The sequence below is a fragment of the Solimonas flava DSM 18980 genome (assembly GCF_000426685.1).
Classification (GTDB): domain Bacteria; phylum Pseudomonadota; class Gammaproteobacteria; order Nevskiales; family Nevskiaceae; genus Solimonas; species Solimonas flava.
Genome location: NZ_AUFV01000010.1, coordinates 44,216 through 66,154, shown reverse-complemented (window position 1 = coordinate 66,154; position 21,939 = coordinate 44,216). Strand labels below are relative to the sequence as shown.

General features: G+C 69.2%; 20 protein-coding genes. 10 read left to right on the top strand and 10 right to left on the bottom strand.

Features of this window, described 5'->3' with window-relative positions; translation table 11 throughout:
- Positions 1 to 111: 111 nt before the first annotated feature.
- The 3 genes from K343_RS0111890 (at position 112) to K343_RS0111880 (ending at position 3,126) form a co-directional block, all read left to right on the top strand.
- A complete protein-coding gene (locus K343_RS0111890) occupies positions 112 to 657 on the top strand; it encodes a hypothetical protein (protein WP_154662534.1) in 546 nt (181 codons plus the stop codon).
- Positions 654 to 1,226 (top strand): TetR/AcrR family transcriptional regulator, encoded by a 573-nt coding sequence (locus K343_RS0111885; protein WP_028008274.1) that lies wholly within the window; start codon positions 654 to 656, stop codon positions 1,224 to 1,226. Before K343_RS0111890 ends, K343_RS0111885 begins: the two co-directional genes overlap by 4 nt.
- 247 nt (positions 1,227 to 1,473) lie before the next feature.
- Positions 1,474 to 3,126 (top strand): AMP-binding protein, encoded by a 1,653-nt coding sequence (locus K343_RS0111880; protein WP_028008273.1) that lies wholly within the window; start codon positions 1,474 to 1,476, stop codon positions 3,124 to 3,126.
- Between the two features lie 140 nt (positions 3,127 to 3,266).
- Here K343_RS0111880 and purU read toward each other — a convergent pair whose 3' ends face one another.
- From purU to gatC, 10 genes are all read right to left on the bottom strand, one after another.
- Entirely contained in the window at positions 3,267 to 4,136 is an 870-nt protein-coding gene (gene purU, locus K343_RS0111875) for a formyltetrahydrofolate deformylase (RefSeq protein ID WP_028008272.1), read from the bottom strand.
- Between the two features lie 101 nt (positions 4,137 to 4,237).
- The gene (locus K343_RS0111870) at positions 4,238 to 5,605 is read right to left on the bottom strand and encodes a thioredoxin family protein (protein ID WP_028008271.1); all 1,368 of its coding nucleotides are present in this window, start codon (positions 5,603 to 5,605) and stop codon (positions 4,238 to 4,240) included.
- Positions 5,606 to 5,865: 260 nt separating this feature from the next.
- Entirely contained in the window at positions 5,866 to 6,333 is a 468-nt protein-coding gene (locus tag K343_RS0111865) for a hypothetical protein (RefSeq protein ID WP_154662533.1), read from the bottom strand.
- Positions 6,334 to 6,386: 53 nt separating this feature from the next.
- Positions 6,387 to 7,454: an SAM-dependent methyltransferase gene (locus tag K343_RS21860; protein WP_043112642.1), complete on the bottom strand. Its 1,068-nt coding sequence runs from the start codon at positions 7,452 to 7,454 to the stop codon at positions 6,387 to 6,389.
- Positions 7,426 to 8,247: a DUF1295 domain-containing protein gene (locus K343_RS0111855; RefSeq protein WP_028008372.1), complete on the bottom strand. Its 822-nt coding sequence runs from the start codon at positions 8,245 to 8,247 to the stop codon at positions 7,426 to 7,428. Before K343_RS0111855 ends, K343_RS21860 begins: the two co-directional genes overlap by 29 nt.
- A gap of 92 nt (positions 8,248 to 8,339) precedes the next feature.
- A complete protein-coding gene (locus K343_RS21855) occupies positions 8,340 to 8,801 on the bottom strand; it encodes an SET domain-containing protein (RefSeq protein ID WP_043112640.1) in 462 nt (153 codons plus the stop codon).
- 383 nt (positions 8,802 to 9,184) lie between these two features.
- Positions 9,185 to 10,093 carry an Hsp33 family molecular chaperone HslO gene (gene hslO, locus K343_RS21850; protein WP_051278282.1) on the bottom strand — a complete coding sequence of 303 codons (909 nt, stop codon included), beginning with the start codon at positions 10,091 to 10,093 and terminating at the stop codon, positions 9,185 to 9,187.
- 258 nt (positions 10,094 to 10,351) lie between these two features.
- A complete protein-coding gene (gene gatB, locus K343_RS0111840; protein ID WP_028008269.1) occupies positions 10,352 to 11,827 on the bottom strand; it encodes an Asp-tRNA(Asn)/Glu-tRNA(Gln) amidotransferase subunit GatB in 1,476 nt (491 codons plus the stop codon).
- A gap of 12 nt (positions 11,828 to 11,839) precedes the next feature.
- Complete coding sequence (gatA, locus tag K343_RS0111835) at positions 11,840 to 13,297, bottom strand: Asp-tRNA(Asn)/Glu-tRNA(Gln) amidotransferase subunit GatA (protein ID WP_028008268.1); 1,458 nt, start codon at positions 13,295 to 13,297, stop codon at positions 11,840 to 11,842.
- 80 nt (positions 13,298 to 13,377) lie between these two features.
- Entirely contained in the window at positions 13,378 to 13,665 is a 288-nt protein-coding gene (gene gatC / locus K343_RS0111830) for an Asp-tRNA(Asn)/Glu-tRNA(Gln) amidotransferase subunit GatC (RefSeq protein ID WP_028008267.1), read from the bottom strand.
- Positions 13,666 to 13,895: 230 nt separating this feature from the next.
- On the opposite strand from gatC, the gene K343_RS0111825 reads away from it, so the two are divergent.
- From K343_RS0111825 to K343_RS25175, 7 genes are all read left to right on the top strand, one after another.
- Entirely contained in the window at positions 13,896 to 14,933 is a 1,038-nt protein-coding gene (locus K343_RS0111825) for a rod shape-determining protein (protein ID WP_020648980.1), read from the top strand.
- Between the two features lie 120 nt (positions 14,934 to 15,053).
- Complete coding sequence (gene mreC / locus K343_RS0111820; RefSeq protein ID WP_051278279.1) at positions 15,054 to 16,223, top strand: rod shape-determining protein MreC; 1,170 nt, start codon at positions 15,054 to 15,056, stop codon at positions 16,221 to 16,223.
- Positions 16,220 to 16,714: a rod shape-determining protein MreD gene (mreD, locus tag K343_RS0111815; RefSeq protein ID WP_028008265.1), complete on the top strand. Its 495-nt coding sequence runs from the start codon at positions 16,220 to 16,222 to the stop codon at positions 16,712 to 16,714. The genes mreC and mreD overlap by 4 nt, the downstream gene beginning before the upstream one ends.
- A 12-nt stretch (positions 16,715 to 16,726) precedes the next feature.
- The gene (mrdA, locus tag K343_RS0111810; protein ID WP_028008264.1) at positions 16,727 to 18,787 is read left to right on the top strand and encodes a penicillin-binding protein 2; all 2,061 of its coding nucleotides are present in this window, start codon (positions 16,727 to 16,729) and stop codon (positions 18,785 to 18,787) included.
- 20 nt (positions 18,788 to 18,807) lie between these two features.
- Complete coding sequence (gene rodA / locus K343_RS0111805; protein WP_028008263.1) at positions 18,808 to 19,926, top strand: rod shape-determining protein RodA; 1,119 nt, start codon at positions 18,808 to 18,810, stop codon at positions 19,924 to 19,926.
- Positions 19,926 to 20,945: a lytic murein transglycosylase B gene (mltB, locus tag K343_RS0111800; protein ID WP_028008262.1), complete on the top strand. Its 1,020-nt coding sequence runs from the start codon at positions 19,926 to 19,928 to the stop codon at positions 20,943 to 20,945. Before rodA ends, mltB begins: the two co-directional genes overlap by 1 nt.
- Entirely contained in the window at positions 20,942 to 21,886 is a 945-nt protein-coding gene (locus tag K343_RS25175; RefSeq protein WP_051278277.1) for a septal ring lytic transglycosylase RlpA family protein, read from the top strand. Before mltB ends, K343_RS25175 begins: the two co-directional genes overlap by 4 nt.
- Positions 21,887 to 21,939 lie beyond the last annotated feature (53 nt).

The window sequence follows — 21,939 nt, the reverse complement described above, 5'->3', positions numbered from 1 at the left end:
AATTGTGCCAGCCGGACTCGGCCAGAGCAAGAGGCCCGAATACCCCACGTTCGAGGAGTGACGTGATCCGCCGCAAGGACGGCAGACTCAGCCGGAAAGGATACTCTGCCGATGTCCGAATCGCTTCCGCCCAGAATCCGCTTGCTGCAGGCCGCGCACCGGCTCGCCGGCGAAGGCGGCGCACCGCCCGATGCCGCACGCATCGCGGCGGCCGCGGGGATGCCGCCGAGCGCCGTCGACGCGCACTTCGGCGGATTCGACGCCCTGCAGTGCGAGCTGCTCGCCCTGCTGTACGACGAGGTGCGCGATCTCGTCGCCAAGCTGACCCTGAACATGCCGGCGGGCCGCGTGCGCCTGCAGCTGGCGATCGACACCTATCTGCAGGCGCTGCTCGATCGACCGGCGCTCGCCGCGCTGACCCGTCGGCTGCGCTTCCATCCGCGGGGCGCCGCCATCCTCCGGCAGCGCGTCACCGGCTTCAGCCTGATGTTCCAGCTGGAGCTGAAAGCCATGGGCTGGCCGTTCGCGCCGCAAACCGCGCGGCTGTGCACGGCCGCGCTGATCGAGACGGCGACCGCGGAAGCCGCGGCCGGCAGACGCCTGCCGGAGCTGCGCGCGGCGCTGCTCGGCTATTTCGATCCGGCGCGCGCAGCATGAAGCGGCAGCTCCGTTCGCACTTGCTCGCCGTCGCGCCACGACTGGCCGAGCGTGTCCCGTACAGCGCGCTATCCGTCGAACGCGTCTGCGCGGCCGGCGGCGTCGCGCCGGGCGCCTTCCGCCTGGCCTTCGACGATCTGTCCGCCTACGTCCAGGCCCTGCACGCCCATTTTCTCGAGCAGATGCGGCAGCGGCTGATCAAGGTCACCGAAGGCACCGCGCCGGGACTGCGGCGCATCATGCTCGCGTCGGAAACCTACCTCGGCTACAACCTCGAGAATGCGGCCTTGCGCCACTGGCTGCTGGCCGCCTACGGGCAGCCCGGCGTACTGCACGCGATCCGGCAGCAGACGCAAATCTACGGCCTGCTGCTGGCCGCCGAAATGCGCGCGGCCGGCCGCGCACGCGCCGACGCGCTGGCGCGGCTCTATCTGGCGATGCTCAACGAAGTCGCCGGCATCGAGCTGCGCGCCGGCGGTCGCCAGAACGCATACCGCGATGCGCTCTGGCATTTCCTCGACCATGCCGGCGCTCCGGCGCCGTTCGCGCCGGCGCTGACCGTCCGCTGACACCCGCCCGCGCGGACCACGCCGCCGGCGAAGGCCGCTACAATCGCCCGACAGAAGGGCCGCCGCGCCGCGATTCCCCCAACGCCCCGCGCCGCCCTCGGAGCCGTTCACCCTCGACGGGCCACACGACCATCCGGATCCGCCGGACCGTGCCCGTTCATGCCGGCGCGTCCGCAGGCGCCTAGCCCGGCGGCCGCCCGCCGGTGGATCGCTCCGCAAACGGTTTTCGCAACTTGCAGGAGTGCAGATGTCTCTCAAGAACCCGGTCGAGATGCTGGTGCAGTGGGCCAAGGAGCAGCCGAACAAGGCCTGGCTCTACCAGCCGGTCGATGGCATCTGGAAGAAGTACACCTTCGCCGAGTGCGAAGCGCAGGTTCGCGGCATGGCGACCGCGCTGCGCAAGCTCGGCCTGCCGCCGGGCTCGCGCATTGCCATCTCCGGCCGCAACACCGCGCACTGGTTCCTCGCCGACCTAGCGATCGCGATGGCCGGCTACATCAGCGTCGGCCTCTATCCGAAGCAGGCCAGCGACGCCGTCAAGTACATCCTCAACCACGCCGAGGCCACGGCCATTTTCATCGGCCCGATGCCGGATGCCGACGAGTTCATGCAGGCGCTGCCGGAAGGCATCGTCAAGATCGGCTTCCCGTACGCCGGCGTGTCCGGCTGCGACCACCTCTGGGACGATCTGGTGCGCGCGTCCGAGCCGTTCGCCGGTTATCAGCCGCCGGCGCTCGACGCGATCCACACGCTCGTCTACACCTCCGGCACCACCGGCAATCCGAAGGGCGTCATCATCACGATGGGCAACGTCCTGTTCGCGGCCGAGGGCATGCTCAAGTCGATGCCGGCCAAGGGGCAGGAGCGCTTCTTCTCGTACCTGCCGCTCGCGCACGCCTTCGAGCGCGGCGCCGTCGAGCTCGGCTCGATCTACTACGGGGCCGAGGTGTTCTTCCTCGAGAATCTCGAAAAACTCGCCGAGCAGCTGCCGGAAGTCGCGCCGACGCGCTTCTTCGGCGTGCCGCTGGTCTACGGCCGCTTCCAGGCCGGCATCCTGCAGAAGCTGCCGCAGAAGAAGCTCGACCTGCTGCTCAAGCTGCCGATCGTCGCGTCGCTGGTCAAGAAGAAGATCAAGACCGGCCTCGGCCTGCAGAACGCGCGCTACATCATCGTCGGCGCCGCGCCGATGCCGATGCCGCTGATGCTGTGGCTCGACAAGCTCGGCATCACCGTGCTGCAGGGCTACGGCATGACCGAGAACAACATCTACGCGACGGTCAACCTGCCGGGCGCCAACCGCTGGGGCTCGGTCGGCCGCGCGCAGCCGGGCGCCGACATGCGCATCGGCGACGACGGCGAGATCCAGTTCAAGCACGCCGCCTGCACGCCGGGCTACTACAAGGACCCGGAGAAGACCGCCGAGCTGTACACCGCCGACGGCTGGCTGCGTACCGGCGACAAGGGCCGCATCGACGAGGACGGCTATCTCTACATCACCGGCCGCACCAAGGACATCTTCAAGACGCTGAAGGGCAAGTACGTGGCGCCGGCGCCGATCGAAGGCGCGCTGTCGCGCGACACCGACATCGACCAGCTGTGCTTCGTCGGCACCGGCCTCAAGCAGCCGATCATGATCGTCACGCTGTCGGCCGACGGCGCCAGGAAGCCGCGCGCCGAGGTCGAGGCCGGCCTGCTCGCCGAGATGCAGGCCGTCAACGCCACGCTCGAGAACCACGAAGAGATCGCCAAGATCATCGTCGCCAAGGACGCGTGGACGATCGACAACAACATCATGACGCCGACCATGAAGGTCAAGCGCAACGAAGTGGAAAAGCGCTACGCGACCCTGCTCGAAAAGTGCGCGGGCGACCGCAACACGAAGGTCGTCTGGGAAGACTGAGAATCCATTTTCGTGCCGGCCGCACACCGGCCGGCACGCGCACTTTCAGCCCTCGCCTCTGCGAGGGCTTTTTCATGCGTGACGCAAGCTCGCGTCCTGATCCGCGCCTGCGCACGGCGGCCGCCGTGCGCGGTCCGGCATCAGGCGAAAACGACCGTCTTGTTACCGTCGACGATGACGCGGTCCTCGACGTGCCAGCGCACGGCGCGGGCGAGCACCTGACGCTCCAGATCGCGGCCGAGGCGGCGCAGGTCGGGGACTTCGTGCCGGTGCGAGACGCGGCCGGTGTCCTGGTCGATGATCGGCCCCTGGTCGAGGTCGGAGGTCACGTAGTGCGCGGTGGCGCCGATCAGCTTGACGCCGCGCGTGTAGGCCTGCTGGTAGGGATCGGCACCGACGAACGCCGGCAGGAAGCTGTGGTGGATGTTGATGATGCGATGCGGATAACGCGCGACGAAATCCGCTGACAGGATGCGCATGTAGCGCGCCAGCACGATGAAGTCGGTCTGGCCGTCGAGCAGCGCCTGCATCCTCGCCTCGGCCTCGGCGTGCGTCGCCGCGTCGATCGGCACGTGCTCGAAGCGCACGCCGAAACGCTCGACCTCGGCGCGCAGATCGTCGTGGTTGGAAATCACGACCGGGATGTCGACGCGCAGTTCGCCGCGCTGCCAGCGCCACAGCAGCTCCATCAGCGCGTGATCGTGCTTGGAGACGAGGATCGCCATGCGCGGCTTGTCGGCCGCGTAGCTGATGCGCCAGTCCATCGTGAAGCGGCTGGCGACGGCATCGCGGAACGTGCGCTCGAGCGCCGTGCGCGAGACGTCCAGATGCGGCGTCTGGAATTCGAGGCGCAGGAAGAAGCGGCCGCCTTCCGGATCGGTCGAGTGCTGATCGAGCTCGGTGATGTTGACGCCGTGGTGGTACAGGAACGTCGTGACCGCGGCGACGATGCCCGGCTGGTCCGGACAGGTGATCAGCAGGCGGGCGGTGGTGTCGGATTCGGTCGTCATGGCGCGCAGCGAGGCCCCGCGGCACGTGCGGGAGGCGCGTTTATACCGGAAGCGGCGCCCCCGGGAAACTCCTCAGCCGCTGCGCCACGCACGTCCGCGGCTCAGGTCTTGACCAGATCCTTGAGCCTGGCAGCCTCGTCCGGGAACCACGGGCCGTTGGCCTTCAGCGTCTCGGCGACGACGCGTCGGGCGTCGGCGTCGCGATGCAGCGCCTGCAGGGCCTTGACGCGATCCTGCGCAACCTTGAGGCGGTTGACGCCATAGGCCTTGGCGGCGGCGGCATCGAGCTGCGCGAGCGCCTGCTCGGCCTGACCGCGCGCCAGCAGACTCTTGCCCCAGCGCGCCGCGTAGACGTAGTCGTCGGGCCAGGCGGCGATCAGCTTCGGCATCAGCGCGTCGTAAGCCGTGTAATCGCCGCTGAGTTCGGCGAGCTGATCGCGATAGATGCGCAGGTTGTCGTCGAGATTGCGGTCTTTCTTCAGATCGCCGCCGATCTGCCGCTCGACATCGGCGATCGCCTTCTCGAGCAAGGTCTGGCGCGCCGCCTGATCGCCGAGCACCGCGTCGACGTCGGCGAGCGAGAGCACGGCGGACCGCTTGTCCGCGCACGGCGCCGGACCGAACACGCCGTCGGCAACCAGCTTTTCCATCGCCGGTCGCTGCACGGCGACCAGTGCCCTGGCGTCGGCCTGCTGCGCCGCGAAGGCGAGATAGCGGTCGAGCTCGTACGGCCGCTCGCAGCCGAGATCGCCGGCGAGCACCTGCGCGCCGACCGCCAGCGCGGCCTTCGCGTCGTTCTGCTGTACCGCCTTCAGGAACTGCAGGCGGGCGACGAGCAGCTGCGCGGCGGCATCCTGGCGCAGCGCCGCGCGCGCCGGTGCCGGCAGCGCCGCGAACCAGCGCAGGCCGCCGTCGGCGTCGTAGCGCGCCTGATAGGACTTGAGCACGCTGCGGCCGGCTTCGACCGATGCCGCCGAGCCGTCCCTGACCTGCTCGGCGACGGCCGTCAGCGGCTGCCCGCCGTCGACCAGCCGGTTGATCTGCGGATAGAACTCGGCGCGCGTCTGCTCGCCGAGGATGCGTCCCAGCTCGCGGCCCTCGCCGTCGAGCACGAGGTAGCTCGGCAGCGCCTTGATGCCGTAGCGGTCCTTGAGCGCCGCGCCGTCCGGCGAGTCGGCGTCGACCTCGACGACCACGGCCTTCTTCTCGACCGCGTCCCAGTCGGCGCCGGTCAGCACGTTGGTGGCCATGAAGTAGCAGGAGTAGCACCACGGCGCATGGAAATCGACGATCAGCGGCGCCTGCCGCGCGCGCGCCTGGGCCAGGCCTTCGTCGAACGACAGCGAGGCCTGCGTCGCGGCCGGTGCGGCGTCGGCAACCGGGGCCGGCGCCTGGGCGGACTGGCGCTCGCCGCAGGCGGCGAGCAGCAGGGCGACGGAGACGAGCGACAGCAGCGGACGGTTGGACATCACGGCTCCAATGCCGGCAGGACCGGCACATCGTTCGGGGGCTTGGCATAGTACGCGATGCGTACCTCGCGGCGCCGCCCGGTGGCCGGATCGGGGACATTGGACAGCCCGCGGTATTCGAGCAGGCGGCGCTCCGCGGCCGCGTAGCGAAGTTCCAGCGGGGCGACGAACCAGCGCAGGACCGAATCCGGCTCGACACGCAGGCGTACGACCGCGCGTCCCTCGAACGGCCCGTCGTCGACGCGCCGCGCGACGAATTTTTACGAATCGAGGCTGCCGGCGGCGGCAAGCTGAAGATGCAGCGGCCGTCCGGACATCAGTTCGTCGAAGCGGGCCCGTATCAGCGCGTGAAAGCCGGAGTCGGCGCACATCGAGGCCAGACGGGGAACCGCGGTTTCCTTCAGTTCCTCGCCACTTCGGAGCCGCCGGCGCAGGTGCACGCGGTCGTCGACACGGAAGATCGCCTCCAGATAGCCGCTGGCGTCCATCTCGAACCGATAAACGGGCACATAGGGGTCCTGCGAGAAATCGAGTGTCTTGCGGCCGAGCCGCGTGCCGTCGGCCGCGTAGTAGGCGATCGTGCCGCCGAGCCAGCGCTCGCCGTCGGCACGCTGGTCGTGCACCTCGGTGTAGAGATAGCGGTTCGAGTGCAGGTCATAGGCATATCCATAGAACTTGAGCGGCTGAGGCCCGGCCGCCGCCGCCAGCGTCCAGATCGCGCCCGTCATCGCGCCCGTCATCGCGCCCGTCATCGCGCCGATCAGGGACGCGCGGCGCCGCGTCACGGCGCAGCGCCCGGCACGCGCCGTGGCGCGAACAGGTAATGGGCGACGCCCCACTCCTCACCGCCGTCGTAGCCGAACAGCTCGGCGACCGCCATGTAGAACATGCGCCAGCGCTGCAGCCACCGCTCGGCCTGATCGCCACAGGCCTCGCGCAGCATCGGCAGGAGGATCTCGCGCTGCGCGTCGAGCCGCTCGAGCCAGTGATTCGAGGTCTTCTCGTAGTGACGGCCGTTGACCCACCACTGCCCGACCGGCTTCAGATCGTCCTGGAAATGCGCGAACAGCGCCGCGCTCGGCATGGTGCCGCCGGTGAAGAAATGGCGGCTCATCCAGTCGCTGCGGCCCTCGTCCTGGAAGTGATACGCCAGCAGCTTGTGCGCGAACACGTGCACGAACAGACGCCCGTCCGGCGCGAGCCAGCGCGCCAGCTTGGCGAACAGCAGGCCGTAGTTCTTCATGTGCTCGAGCATCTCGATCGACAGCACCCGGTCGAAGCCGTGCTGCAGCAGCTCGGCCGGCATTTCGAAGTCGACGATGTTGCCGGTGACGATGCGCAGATTGCGCAAGCCGCGCGCACGGGCGCGCGCCTCGATGAACTCGCGCTGCCCGTGCGAGTTCGACAGGCCGACGATGCGCGCGTGCGGGTAACGCTCGGCCAGCCACAGTGACAGCGAGCCCCAGCCGCAACCGAGATCGAGCATCGACTGGCCGTCGGCGAGGCCGGCACGTTCGGCATAGAGCGCCAGCATCCGCTCCTCGGCCTCGGCCAGCGTCTCGTCGCCGCACGGGTACAGGCAGCACGAGTACTTGAGCCGCGGGCCGAGATGGCCGTGGAAGAACGCCGCCGGCAGCTCGTAATGCTGCTCGTTGGCGGCGCCGGTCTCGATCGCGATCGGGCTGGCGCGCAGTTCGGCGAGCAGGCGGGAGAAGCGCGCGGCGCGGCGCTCGCCGTCGCGGCCGCCCTCGTCGACCAGCCGCTGTCCGATCAGGCGGCGCATGCCGGCGCGCGCCAGCGGATCGGGAATCCAGCCTCGCTCACAGCAGTCGATCGCGTTCAGGGGCATGGGCTTCGTCCTCTCGGCGTTTGGGGAACCAGGGCAGCAGCGCGCTCGTGGTGCGCATGTACTCGGCGTAGCCCGGCTTGCGGCGCGCCAGCTCGCGTTCGAGCAGCGGCAGGCCGGAGAAGCGGGTCAGCAGGAAGGCCATCACCGCCGGCGCCGCCAGGCTGACCCAGCCCCACGGCGCGCCGAGCGCCAGCGGCACGTAGGCCAGCCAATGCAGGCATTCGAAGAAGTAGTTCGGATGGCGCGAATAGCGCCACAGACCGCGGCGACAGACCCTGCCGCGATGCGCCGGCTGCGCGCGGAACGCGCGCATCTGGCGGTCCGCGAGCGCCTCGCCGGCGACCGCGACGGTCCAGATCAGCATCGCGAGCACGAGCGCCGCGGCCGTCGGCGTCGAGGCACGATAGGCCACCGGCAGGAACGCCGAGGCCGCGAGCAGCAGCGTGAACAGGTTCTGGAACTGGAAGAACCAGAACAGCCGGAATTGCGCCTGCGGGCCCCACGCGGCGCGCAGCTGGGCATAGCGCCAGTCCTCGGGGTGTCCGTGGTTGCGGCGCCACAGATAGACGCCCAGCCGCAGCCCCCAGAGACCGCCCATCGCCGCCAGCAGCACGCGCAGGCCCGGCGGCGCGCTGCCGGCCAGTGCATAGACGACGGCGAGGCCGCCGAGCGTCCACGCCCAGATCGCGTCGACCGTGCCGGCGTTGCCGGTACGGCGCTGCAGCAGCCAGGCCGCGCTCTTGGCGGCGGCGGCGAGCAGCACGGTCAGCAGGAAGGCAGGCAGCGGCGACATCGGGAATCTCCTTCGATTCCCCTGTACGCGCGAACCGCGGCAATGGATGCCGCGGCAGGCGCGGCGGCGAGCGCGGCGCCGGCTGGCGCGGCCTAAGCCGACAGATCGAGCAGCCGGCGGGCGCCGTCGGCCAGGACCTGCCGCCACGGCAGGCCGACGATCTCGCGGCCCGTCACGCTGTCGGCGAACGGCATGCGCTCGCCGTCGCCGATGACGTAGCGGTAGTCCATCGTCACTTCAGTGCCGGCCGGCAGATCGTCGAGCGCGAAGATGAAACCCAGGTGCCACAGCGCCGTCGGCGCATACGAGTGGTTGACGTAGCACTCGTCGCTCCATTCCGGCGTCAGCGAGAACCAGTCCTCGAACCAGCGCACGCTCGATTCAACCTCGATCGAATCGGCCGCGCAGGCACGCAGGCGCGATTCCGGCCAGACGGTGTGAACCTTGTCGGGCGCAATGATCACGGCGCCGCGGGCGACCGGCTCATCGAGGTACAGGCCCTGACCGGCCTGCGGGATACGGGACAATGCGATGCGGTAGCGCGGAACGATCACGGCAGCGGCGGAGCGGCCCGGAAGCGGGCCCGGCAAGCTTAGTGCGTCCGCCGTCGCCACGACAGCGCCGCGGGCGTCTCGGCATGCGGCGCGCCAGGTGCGTCGGCGGCACGCGGCCGTGTACTGCCCGCCCGGGCGAAACGGGGGCGCCGCACTTCGCGCCGGGTCGGCACGGCAAGGCTCGGACCGGCGCACCGCGCCGAAGGCCGCGGGGCTCGATCAGGCCGTGACCATCCGCATCGAACGGCGGCGGGGCCTGCGCAGCCCCATCACCGGCCGCGCGCCGGATCGACCGGTCCGCGATCGTGCCGCGTCGACGCATTCAAACGCGGCGCCGACCGCAGCGGTCGACGGGCGCCGCGTCGGCCGTGCGTCCAGCCCGTTCAATGCCGCGTTTGGTTCGACGGCTGCAGGCGCGCGCCGAGGAACAGTTGCTGCACGTCATCGGCGCTGAATACGTACTGCCGGCCGCAGAATTCGCAGGTGACGTCGAACTGCCCGTGCGTTTTCAGATGGTCGGCGATCTCTTCCTCGCCGAGCGAGCGCAGCATTGCGCCGATGCCCTCGCGCGAGCAGCGGCAGCTCAACTCCACCGCCTGCGGATCGAAGACGCGGACCGTCTCCTCATGGAACAGTCGGCGCAGGATCGTCAGGCCCGGCGTCGTCGCCAGCTCGTCCTCGCCCAGCGTCGCAAACAGCGCTTCGACGTGCTCCCAGTTGAGCTCGCTGCTGTTCTTCTCGCCGAGCGGCAGGCGCTGCAGCATCAGGCCGCGGATGCAGCCGCCGTGGTAAGCCAGGCGCAGGACCGTCGGCAACTGCTCGGACTGCTCGAAGTAGAACTCGAGCGCGTCGGCCAGACGGTGCCCCTCGATCGGCACGACGGCCTGGTAGTTCTGGCCGCCCTGCTCCGGCTCCAGCAGCAGGCCCAGCTGGCCGCCGTGCAACAGTTCGGCGAAATCGCCGCCGGCGTCGGCCCTGGCCTTGGCCATGCCGCGCACGCGCAGCGCCGATCCCGGGCCGTTGCTGCGCCCTTCGCCGAGGTGGCATTCGACCTGCGTCACCAACAGCTGTACCGGCCCTTCGGCGCGCTGGAACTGCAGGCTGATGCGCCCCTCGAGCTTGGTATGGGCGGCGAGCAGCGGCATCGCCGCGATCGCCTGCGCGAGCAGCCGGCGCACGTCCGGCGCGTACGGGCGCGAGCCGAGCATGGTGTCGACTCCGGCCTCGTACTCGACGACGGCGCCGCGCACGCCCAGCTCCGGCAGCAGGAATTCGGTCAGTCGGTTGTTCATCGGCGCAATATCGGGGCTGCGTGCACGAAATCAATCTGAATGAAACGCCGGCGAAGCGTAGCGAGCGAAGGCGGATGACGCGAGGGAGGCACGAGAAGCCCGGCCCTCGCAGCCGGAGCGACTCGCTGTCAGTCCGGCTGCGGCTCCACGCCCGTCGGGACGCGCGCGGCGAGAGCCGGCGCGGCGGCACGGCTTCGCCAGGCTCGAACGCGCAGCGCCCGCGCGACAGTCGCCGCGCGCTGCGCCTCGTCCGGCGTCTCAGCCCGCCAGTTTTTCCTTCAGCAGCCGGTTCAGCGCCTCCGGATTGGCCTTGCCCTGCGTCGCCTTCATCGCCTGGCCGACGAAGAAACCGAACAGCTTGTCCTTGCCGGCGCGGTAGTCGGTGACCTGCTGCGGGTTCTTCGCCATGATGTCGTCGATCGCCGCCACGATCGCCGACTCGTCGGTGATCTGCACGAGGCCCTTGGCCTTGATGATCTGGTCGGCGGCGTCGTCACCCGTCGCCTCGCCGGCCAGCATCGCCTCGAACACGTCCTTGGCGATCTTGCCGGAGATCGTCTTGTCGGCGATGCGCACGACCAGACCGGACAGCATCGGCGCCGTCACCGGCGAATCCTCGATGCCCTTGCCGAGCTTGTTGAGCGCACCGAGCAGATCGGTGATGACCCAGTTCGCGCAGGTCTTGGCATCGGCCTTCGAGGTCGCAACCACGGCCTCGTAGTAATCGGCGAGCGCCTGCTCGCCGGTCAGCACGCCGGCATCGTAGGCCGGCAGCTTGTACTGCTCGACGAAGCGCGCGCGCTTGGCTTCCGGCAGCTCCGGCATGGTCGCGCGGATGCGCTCGACATCCTCGTTCGTCACCACCACCGGCAGCAGGTCCGGATCGGGGAAGTAGCGGTAGTCGTTGGCGTCTTCCTTCGAGCGCATCGAGCGCGTCTCGCCGGTGTCCGGATTGAACAGGCGCGTTTCCTGGACGATCTTGCCGCCCGACTCGATGACGTCGATCTGGCGCTCGATTTCATATTCGATCGCCTTCTCGACGTAGCGGAACGAGTTGACGTTCTTGGTCTCGGTGCGCGTGCCGAACTTGGTTTCGCCGCGCTTGCGCACGGAGACGTTGGCGTCGCAGCGGAACGAGCCTTCCTGCATGTTGCCGTCGCAGATGCCGAGATAGACGACCAGCTGGTGCAGCTTCTTGAGATAGGCCACCGCCTCCGCCGCCGAGCGGATGTCCGGCTCGGAGACGATCTCGATCAGCGGCGTGCCGGCGCGGTTGAGGTCGATGCCCGACTGGCCGACATAGCCCTCATGCAGCGACTTGCCGGCGTCTTCTTCCATGTGCGCGCGGGTGATGCCGATGCGCTTGACGGTCTTGCTGCCGTTGGCGCCGTCGACCTCGATGTCGAGATGGCCTTCGAACACGATCGGCAACTCGTACTGCGAGATCTGGTAGCCCTTCGGCAGGTCCGGATAGAAGTAGTGCTTGCGCGCGAACACGCAGCGCGGCGCGATCTTGGCGTCGACCGCCAGACCGAACTTCACCGCGTATTCGAGCACCTTCCGGTTCAGCACCGGCAGCACGCCGGGCAGGCCCAGCGTGACCGGATCGGCCTGCGTGTTCGGCGCCGCGCCGTAGGCGGTCGCCGCGCCGGAAAAGATCTTGGACTGCGTCAGAAGCTGGCAGTGGACTTCGAGTCCGATCACCACTTCCCAGGTAGAGCTGTCGTATGCCATGTCGGTGCGCCCTTAAACGTATGCCTTGGGCATCTGCTTGTGGAAATCGGTCGCCTGCTGGAACTGGTGCGCCACGTTCAGCAGCTTGGCCTCGCTGAAATAATTGCCCATCAGCTGCAGACCGACCGGCAGCCCCTCGACGAAGCCGCAGTTCAGCGACATCGCCGGAATACCGGCGAGGTTGGCGGCGATCGTGTAGATGTCGTTGAGGTACATCGCGACCGGATCGTCGGTCTTGCTGCCGAGGCCGAAGGCGACGTCGGTCGCGGTCGGCCCGAGCACCAGGTCGACGCGCTCGAACGCGCGCTTGAAGTCCTCGTAGATCAGCTTGCGGACCTTCTGCGCCTGCAGGTAGTAGGCGTCGTAGTAGCCGTGGCTGAGCACGTAGGTGCCGATCATGATGCGACGCTGCACTTCGGCGCCGAAGCCCTCGCCGCGCGAGCGCTTGTAGAGCTCTTCCAGCGTCTTCACGCCTTCGGCGCGATGGCCGTAGCGCACGCCGTCGAAGCGCGCCAGATTGGAGCTCGCCTCGGCCGGCGCGACCACGTAATAGGTCGGCACCGACAGCGGCGAGTTCGGCAGCGAAATCTCGACGATCTCGGCGCCGAGCGACTGCAGCGTCCCGATCGCCGCGTCGATCTTCTCGCGCGAGCTGGCGGCGAGCCCTTCCGCGAAGTATTCCTTCGGCAGGCCGATCTTCAGGCCCTTGATCGACGCGCCGAGGCCGGCGACCAGATCGTCGACCGGCCGCTCGATGCTGGTCGAGTCGAGCGGATCGAAGCCCGACATCGCCTGCAGCACATGGGCGGCGTCCTCGGCCGAGCGGGCGACGACGCCGGCCTGGTCGAGGCTGGAGGCGAAGGCGATCATGCCGTAGCGCGAGACGCGACCGTAGGTCGGCTTGATGCCGGTCAGGCCGCACAGCGCGGCCGGCTGACGGATCGAGCCGCCGGTGTCGCTGGCGGTCGCGGCCGGCGCCAGACCGGCGGCGACGGCGGCGACCGAGCCGCCCGACGAACCGCCGGGCACGCGCGTCGTGTCCCAGGGATTCTTCACAGGACCGTAGAAGCTGGTCTCGTTCGACGAGCCCATCGCGAACTCGTCCATGTTGCACTTGCCGAGCATCACCATGCCGGCGTCATGGTGCAGCTTCTGCACGATGGTGGCGTCGTACGGCGCGATGAAGCTGTCGAGCATCTTCGACGCGCAGCTGGTCTTGACGCCGAGCGTGCAGAAGATGTCCTTCTGCGCCAGCGGGATGCCGGTCAGCGCATGCGCGTCGCCGCGCGCCAGCCGCGCGTCGGCGGCCTCGGCGTGCTTCAGCGCGCGCTCGGCGGTGACGGTGATGTAGCTGTTGAGCGTGCCGTCGTGCCGCTCGATGCGCGCGAGGTAATGGGCGGTCAGCTCGCGCGACGAGAACTTCTTCGCGCGCAACCCCTCGGACATTTCTTTGATGGAAAGCGTGTGCATGCTTCGATTCCGGATCGGTTGGCGGCGCTGCCCGCAAGGGCCGGCGCCGGGCCGCCCGCGTCGGCGGGCGGCACGCGAATTCACTCGATGACCTTGGGCACCAGATACAGGCCGTTGTCGACCTCGGGCGCGATCGCCTGGAAGGCCTCGCGGCGATCCGGCTCGGTCACGGCGTCCGGACGCAGACGCTGCTGCATGTCGAGCGGGTGGGCCATCGGCTCGACGCCGGCGGTGTCGGCACCCGACAGCTGGCCGACCAGATCGAGGATGTTCGACAGCTGCTGGGCATAGGGGCCGATCTTCTCGGCCGGCAGTTCGAGGCGCGCCAGATGGGCGACCTGCTTGACGTTTTCGGGAGAGAGACTCATCGCGGTGGCGGGCTTTGTCTGACGGGGTTTTCGGGCTGTTGCGACCGGCCGGATTTGACGCCGTTCCGGGGGCCTGACGGGCCCGGGAAATGGTTTATGATGTGCGAATGCACAATTCTACTGGAATGTGAGAAGGTGCATCGCCGCCCCGATGCGGCGACACAGCGTTTCCGGCGGCACCAGGCTGCCGGGACTAAAAACTGAAACCGTATCCCATCAGGCCTCCCGAGATGTTTGACGCCGTACGCCGCTTGTTTGTCAATGACCTGTCCATCGACCTGGGCACGGCCAATACCCTCGTCTATGTCCGCGACGAGGGCATCGTCCTCAACGAACCGTCCGTGGTCGCGATCAGCGTCGACGCGCGCGGCGCCAAGAAGGTCCAGGCGGTCGGCATCGAGGCCAAGCAGATGCTCGGCCGCACCCCGACCAACATCACCACCGTGCGCCCGCTGCGCGACGGCGTGATCGCCGACTACACCGTCACGGAGAAGATGCTGCAGAACTTCATCCGCAAGGTGCAGAAGGGCCGCATGACCCGGCCGATGACGCGCGTCGTGGTCTGCGTGCCGTACGGCTCGACGCAGGTCGAACGCCGCGCGATCCGCGAATCGGTCGAGAACGCCGGCGCGCGCAAGGTCTGGGTCATCGAGGAACCGATCGCCGCCGCGCTCGGCGCCGGCATCCCGATCGGCGAGGCGCGCGGCTCGATGGTCGTCGACATCGGCGGCGGCACCTCGGAAGTCGCGGTCATTTCGCTCAACGGCATCGTCTACGCCGAGTCGGTGCGCATCGGCGGCGACAAGTTCGACGAGGCGATCGTCAGCTACGTGCGCCGCCAGTACAACATGCTGATCGGCGAGGCCACCGCCGAGCGCATCAAGATCCAGATCGGCACCGCGTTCCCGGGCCACGAGGTCCAGGAAATCGACGTCGTCGGCCGCCATCTGGCCGCCGGCGTGCCGCGCAACTTCACGATGAACTCGAACGAGATCCTCGACGCGCTGCAGGAACCGCTGTCCGGCATCGTCAAGGCCGTCAAGCAGGCCCTCGAACGCACGCCGCCGGAACTGGGCTCGGACGTCGCCGAGCGCGGCATCGTGCTCACCGGCGGCGGCGCGCTGCTGCGCGATCTCGACAAGCTGATCTCCGAGGAAACCGGCCTGCCGGTGATCATCGCCGACGATCCGCTGACCTGCGTCGCGCGCGGCGGCGGCATGGTGCTCGACATGCTCGATCGCCAGTCGGATTTCTACAGCCTGGACTGAAAGCCCCAGGGCCGGTGCCCGCATGGCCGGCGGGCACCGGCGTCCGGCATTGCCGGAGATGTCCCGCGCCTCTATGCTGCGGCCAGTTTTTAACCACCTCGCAAGCCTGACAGCGCGCCCTTGAACTCGCTGCACGACTCCTATCACCGACCGCTGTTCCCGCGCGGACCCGGTTTCGGCCTGCGGACGCTGCTCCTCATCGGCCTGGCGCTGACCCTGATCTTCTACGACATGCGCGGCGATACGCTCAAGCCCGCGCGCGCCTGGACGGCCTATGCGCTGACGCCGGTCATCTGGCTGGCCGCGGTGCCGGCGCGCCTGGTCAACCTGGCGCGCGGCATCGACACGCGCAACAGCCTCGAGCAGGAAAACGAGACGCTCAAGGCGCAGCAGTTCGTGCTTTCGGCGCAGCTGTCGAAGATGGAGGCGCTGGAGGCCGAGAACCGCCGCCTGCGCGAGCTGCTGGCCTCGTCGGCACAACTGCCCGACCAGGTGCTGGTGGCCGAGATCGTCGCCGTCAACCAGGACCCGTACCGCCACCAGATCACGCTGAACCGCGGCTCGCGCGACGGCATCTACATCGGCCAGGCGCTGGTCGACGCGCACGGCGTCATGGGCCAGGTCGTCGACGTCGCGCCGAACAGCTGCAAGGCGCTGCTGGTCACCGACCCCGACCACGGCATGCCGGTCGAGATCAACCGCACCGGCCTGCAGACGATCGCCGTCGGCCTCGGCGACGAGCGCGGCCTGCGCCTGCCGTTCCTGCCGTCGAACGCCGATATCAAGAACGGCGACCTGCTGGTGTCGTCCTCGCTCGGCGGCCGCTTCCCGGCCGGCTATCCGGTCGGCCTCGTCTACGACGTCAAGCCGGTCGCCGGCGAGCATTTCATGGAGGCCTACGCCTATCCGGCCGCCAAGCTGAACCAGGGTCGCCAGGCGCTGCTGGTCTGGAACCGCGGCGCACAGGCCGAGGCCGAAGCCGCCGCGGCCGCCGAGCGCGCTGCGGTCCAGGAGGACCCGGACGCCGCCACGCATCCCGCTGTGCCGGCCGCCGCCGGCGGAGCGGATACGCCCGCCAGCGCCGATCCGGCCGCCGCGCCGGCGCAGCCGGGCAGCACCGGCACGGCGGGGACCGCGCCCGCCGCCGCGGCGGACGGCGGCACGGCCGGCGCACCGAAGCCCGAGGCGGCGAAGACGGCGGCTCAGAAGCCCGCCGCCCCGAAGCCCACCGCGCCGAAGACCGCCGCCCCGACCCGCAAGCCGGCCAACCCGCCGGCGAAGAAGCCATGAGCCGTCCGAGTCCGCAGGCCGTCTGGGCCGCCTTCCTGCTGAGCCTGATCGTCGGCCTGCTGCTGCAGCTGGTCGAGCTGCCCGATTCGCTGTCGGCGGCGCGCCCCCTGTGGATGCCGCTGATGCTGGCCTACTGGGCGCTGCGCGAGCCGCAGCTGCCGTCGCTGATTCCGGCCTTCCTGATCGGCCTGATGCTCGACGTGCTGTACGCCGCGCCGTTCGGCCAGCATGCGCTGGGCCTGGTCGTGGTCGTGTATCTGGTCGTGCGCCTGCGCAGCTTCTTCATCATGTTCCCGCTGTGGCAGGCGACGCTCGCGCTGATCCCGGCCTGGGTGCTGTACTGCTTCCTGATGTTCTGGATCGACGGCGCCACCAACCATCGCCCGGAAATCTGGCTGCGCTGGCTGCCGGCGATCTCGACGACGCTGTTCTGGCCGCTGCTGTGGAGCGTGATGGAACTGATCCGCCGGCCGGGCGGAGACGATGATTAAGGTCTTGCGCTGATGGCCCTGTTCGGCAAGCGGCGTCGTGACGCGTTGAAGAACGTCCACGCCGAGCGCGACGCCTTCCTGCGCCGCGCCGGGGTCGCCGTGCTGTTCTGCTTCGTCGGCGTGGTGGTGCTGGTCGCTCGTCTGGTCGACCTGCAGATCGTCGAGCACGAGCACTACCAGACGCGCGCAGACGAGAACCGCATGCGCGTCACGCCGGTCGCGCCGGTGCGCGGCCTGATCTACGACCGCAACGGCTCGCTGCTGGCGCAGAACCAGCCGGCCTTCGTACTCGAAGTGACGCCGGAACAGGTCGGCAGCCGCGAGGCGATGGACAAGCTGCTGGCGCGGCTGCAACACGTCATCACGCTGACCGACGCCGACGTCACCCGCTTCAAGGATCGCGTGCGCAAGTCGCCGCGCTACCGCGGCGTGCCGCTGCGCTCGAACCTGACGATGGAAGAGGTCGCACGCTACGAGATCGACCGCTACCAGTTCCCGGGCGTCGAGATCAACGCCGGCCTGACGCGCAACTATCCGTTCGGCGCTTCGGCCGCACACCTGGTCGGCTACGTCGGCGGCATCAGCGAGGAAGAGCTGCGCGCCGCCAACGAAAGCCAGTTCCTCGGCCTGACCCAGATCGGCAAGAACGGCGTCGAGAAGAGCCAGGAAGACCTGCTGCGCGGCGAGCCGGGCGCCAAGATCATCGAGGCCAATGCCTACGGCCGCCCCCTGCGCGAGCTGGACTACCGGCGCGGCTACCCGGGCCGCAACCTGTACCTGTCGATCGACACCAAGGTGCAGGCCGTCGCCGAGCAGGCGATGGGCAACTTCCTCGGCTCGGTGGTCGCGCTCGATCCGCGCAACGGCGAAGTCATTGCCATGGTCAGCAAGCCGGGCTTCGATCCGCAGCTGTTCGTCGGCGGCATCGACAACGGCACCTACCAGACGCTGCTGAACGACCCGCAGCGGCCGCTGTTCAACCGCTCGCTGCAGGGCCTTTATCCGCCCGGCTCGACGGTCAAGCCGGCGATGGCGCTGGCCGGGCTCGAGTACGGCGTCGTCACGCCCGAGCACACCGAGTACTGCCGCGGCGAAATGACGCTGCCCGGCTCGTCGCGCAAGTACCGCTGCTGGCGGCGCTCCGGCCACGGCGCGGTCGACATGCTCGAAGGCGTCAAGCGCTCCTGCGACATCTACTTCTACAACCTGGCGACGATGCTCGGCATCGACCGCATGCACGAGGCGATGACCGGCTTCGGGCTTGGCCACGTGACCGGCGTCGACCTGCCGCTCGAGAAGGGCGGCCTGTACCCGTCACGCGAATGGAAGCGCAAGGCGCGCCGCGAGAACTGGTATCCGGGCGAGACGCTCAACACCGGCATCGGCCAGGGCTACGTGCTGGTCACGCCGCTGCAGCTCGCGCAGATGACGGCGCGCATCGCCATGCGCGGCGACGGCTACAAGCCGCACGTGCTGCACGCGATCGAGGACCCGATCACGCGCAAGCTGTCCGAGATCCAGCCGGAGCCGCTGCCGAAGATCGACCTCAAGGACAACGCCAACTGGGATACGGTGATCGCGGCGATGGAAGCGGTCACCCAGGAACCCGGCGGCACTGCCTACGCGATCGGCCGCAGCGCGCCGTACCGCATCGCCGCCAAGACCGGCTCGGCGCAGGTCGCCGGTCTGCGCCAGGATGAGGTCCGCGCGCCGAAGCAGGAGGACATGCCGCTGCGGCTGCGCGACCACGCGCTGTTCATCGCCTTCGCGCCGGCCGAGGCGCCGCGCATCGCCGTCGCCGTGATGGCCGAGCACGGCGGCCACGGCGCCTCGATCGCCGCGCCGATCGCGCGCCAGGTCATGGACCAGTATCTGCTCGGCTACGTGCTGTACGGCAACGAGAACGCGACCGAGGCTTCGAGCCGCGTGACACCGTCGATCGTGCCGGGCCTGCCGGTGCCGCCGGAACTGCAGCAGATGCTGCAGAAACCGGTACCGTCCGGCGCGCCGGCCGCTGCGGCACCGACACCGGATGCGCCGGACGCAGCCGCGCCGGAGGAGGAAGACCGTTGATCGCTGACGTCCTGCACCCGATGCGCAAGCGTCCGGACAAGCCCGAGCCCGGCTTCGCCGACTGGCTCGAAAGCTGGCACATCGACATCTGGCTGCTGCTGCTGCTGCTGGCGGTCGCCGGCATCGGCATCTTCATCCAGTACTCGGCGTCGGGGCATTCGATCGACGGCGTCATCAGCCAGGCGCAGCGCGTCGGCCTGGGCCTCGTCGTGATGGCGGTGATCGCGCAGGCGCCACCGGACCTGTACCGGACCGTGGTGCCCTGGGCCTACCTCGGCACGATTGTGCTGCTGGTACTCGTCGAACTGCTCGGCGACCACGCCAAGGGTGCGCAGCGCTGGCTCGATCTCGGCATCATCCGCTTCCAGCCGTCCGAGTTCATGAAGCTAGCGATGCCGACCACCATCGCCGCGTTCCTGCACACGCGGCGCCTGCCGCCGACGCTGCTGACGATCCTCGTCACGCTGGCGCTGATCGGCCTGCCGTCGGCGCTGATCGCCAAGCAGCCGGACCTCGGCACCGCGCTGCTGATCGTCGCCGCCGGCGGTTTCGCGCTGTTCCTCGGCGGCCTGCAGTGGCGCTGGATCATCGGCGCGCTGCTGGCGATCGGCGCGGCCGCGCCGATCCTCTGGGAACAGCTCCAGGACTACCAGCGGCAGCGCATCCTGACCCTGCTCGATCCGGAGTCCGACCCGCTCGGCGCCGGCTACCACATCACCCAGTCGATGATCGCGATCGGCTCCGGCGGCGCCTTCGGCAAGGGCTGGCTCAACGGCACGCAGGCCAAGCTCGACTTCCTGCCGGAAGCGCACACCGACTTCATCTTCGCGGTGTACTCCGAGGAGCTCGGCTTCATCGGCGTCATGTTGCTGCTGGTGCTGTACCTGGCGATCGTCGGCCGCTGCCTGTGGATCGCCGCGCGCGCCCAGGACACCTTCCAGCGCCTGCTCGCCGGCAGCCTCGGCATGACCTTCTTCATCTACGTGTTCATCAACATCGGCATGGTCATCGGCCTGCTGCCGGTGGTGGGCGTGCCGCTGCCGCTGGTGAGCTACGGCGGCACCTCGGCGGTTTCCCTGCTCGCGAGCTTCGGTATCCTGATGTCCATCCATACCCACCGGAAGCTGCTCGCGAACTGATGAGGCCGATCGCCCGCGCCGCCCTGCTCTGCTGCCTGTTGTCCCCGCTGCCGGCGTCCGCCGACGGCATCGATTACAGCGCCAACCCACGCACCCCCGAGCTGCTCGACACGCTGCGCCAGCGCTACGGCTTTTCCGAGCCGGAACTGCAGCAGGTCAGCACCGCGCTGGCTGCGGCCAAGCAGCTGCCGCAGCTGATCTCGCAGGAACAGAAAGCGCCGGAACGCACCGAAACCTGGACGCAGTATTCGCGGCGCATCGACGAAGCGCGCATCCGCGCCGGCGCCGCGCTGCTGCGCGAGCACCGCGAGGAGCTGTCGCGCGCCGAGTTCGAATATGGCGTACCGCCGGCGGTGATCGCCGGCATTCTCGGCATCGAGACCCGTTACGGGCGCATCACCGGCGGCGTGCGCGTGCTCGACGCGCTGGCCACGCAGGGTTTCGATCATCCGACGCGCAGCAAGTTCTTCTTCAGCGAGCTGACCGAGTTCTTCGTGCTGTGCCGCGACGCCGGCTTCGACCCGCTGCAACCGAAGGGCTCCTACGCCGGGGCGATGGGCGACGCGCAGTTCATGCCGAGCAACTACCGCCGGCTGGCGCTCGACTACGATGGCGACGGCCAGCGCGATCTGTGGTCGCTGCCGGATGCGATCGGCTCGATCGCCAATTACTTCACGCACTACCAGCCGGACTGGCGCTGGCGCCGCGGCGAACCGATCGCGGTGCCGGCGACGCTCAAGGGCGACGCGCTGCCCAAGGGCGCGGTGCCGAATTCGCGCGACAACTTCTACCGGGTCGGCGACCTGGTCCGGGCCGGGCTCGCGCCGGCGATGGAACTGCCGGCCGATACCCTGGTCGGAATCGTCGAGCTGCCGCTCGACGACGGCGGCCGCGAGTACTGGCTCGCCTTCCCGAACTTCTACTCGATCATGACCTACAACCCCCGCATCTTCTACGCGATGGCCGTTACCCAGCTGGCCCAGCGCGTCGAGACCGCCGCCGGCGCGACGCCGCCATGAGGTCGTGGCACGCGCTCGCCGCGGCGCTCGCCCTGCTGCCGCTGGCGGCCTGCGTCGGCCCGGCGCCGCAGCCCGAACCGGGCCGGCCGACGACCGCCGGCAGCAGCGGCGGCGGCACGCGCGGACATACGCGCCCGCGCGTCGTCATCGCCGAGCCGGACGTCAAGGACAGCGCCCCGGTCCGCGGCGAGATCCCCGCCGACGTCGCCAGCACGCCGGACGCGGTGCCGAAATGGGAGCCGCGCAGCCGGTCCGGCAACCCGGTCGAGTACGAGGCCTTCGGCGAGGTCTATCGCATACTCGACAACACCGAGGGCTTCACGCAGCGCGGCCGCGCCTCCTGGTACGGCAAGAAATTCCACGGCCGCAAGACCGCCAGCGGAGAGCCCTACGACATGTTCGCGATGACCGCCGCGCACAAGACGCTGCCGATCCCGAGCTACGTGCGCGTCACCAATCTCGACAACGGCCGCAGCGCGGTGGTCCGCATCAACGATCGCGGACCGTTCCACTCGGAACGCATCATCGACCTGTCATACGCCGCGGCTGCGCGCCTCGGCATCATCCAGGACGGCCACGCCGAGGTGCAGATCGCCGCGCTGCAGCCGGGCGACGACAGCCGCGCCGTCGCCTCGGCCGAACGCCTTCCCGACCCGGTTGCCGCCGCGCCGTCGCGCCCGCCGCCGGCCAAAATCGTGCGCACCGACTCGAGTCCGGGTGGCCGCTGGCTGCAGGTCGCCGCCTATGCCGACCCGATCAACGCCGTGGCGATGCGTGACACGTTGTCGGCACGCGGCCTGTCCGGCGTCGCCGTGCGCGACGGCCAGGGCGGCAAGCTGCATCGCGTCGTCATCGGCCCCTACGCCTCCGAGGCCGATGCCCAGGACGTGCGCGACTGGCTGCACGGCGCCGGCTACGCCGCGTTCTGGCTCAAGGAATGAGATCGCCGCGCGCCGCCGACAGCGGCGGCGCGCTGCCGTAAACTGCAGGCCCC